This window comes from Streptacidiphilus pinicola, from assembly GCF_003258295.1.
Lineage (GTDB): Bacteria > Actinomycetota > Actinomycetes > Streptomycetales > Streptomycetaceae > Streptacidiphilus > Streptacidiphilus pinicola.
The window spans coordinates 17301-17779 of record NZ_QKYN01000224.1; the positions used below are offsets into that span (position 1 = coordinate 17301).

The window sequence follows — 479 nt, forward strand, 5'->3', positions numbered from 1 at the left end:
GACGAGGGCGAGGGCGGCAACCGCCGCGGCTTCTTCGCGGTCATCGCGGTGCTCGTGGTGATCGCGGCCATCGGCATCGGCGTCGCCCTCGCGCTCCAGCCCAGCAGCAGCGGTGGCGGTGGCGCCGGCACGCCGACGGAGTCCACCTCGGTCACCCAGTCGACGACCCCGACCGAGCAGTCCACGCCCACCCAGCAGCAGCAGTCCCCGACCCAGGGCCAGACGTACTTCACCCCGACGCCGACCCCGACGCCGACCCCCACGCCGACGCCCACCCCGACGCCGACGCCGACCCCCACGCCCACCCCGACCCCCACGCCGTCGCAGTCCACCAGCAGCAGCCCGAGCGCCACGTCCACGCCGTCGACGCCGGCCGGCGGTAGCCAGTCCGCTGCGGCGGGCGGTGGTGGCGGCACCCCGACCAAGGCGGCCTGACCTATCGGCGCTCGTTCCTGGCGTCAGTTGACGTGGGCGTCCAG

At 75.4% G+C, this 479-nt stretch carries 1 pseudogene; it reads left to right on the forward strand.

The window, feature by feature from the left end:
* Positions 1-435, forward strand: a pseudogene (locus DN069_RS40725) (serine/threonine protein kinase); the annotation flags it as partial.
* Positions 436-479: the final 44 nt, after the last annotated feature.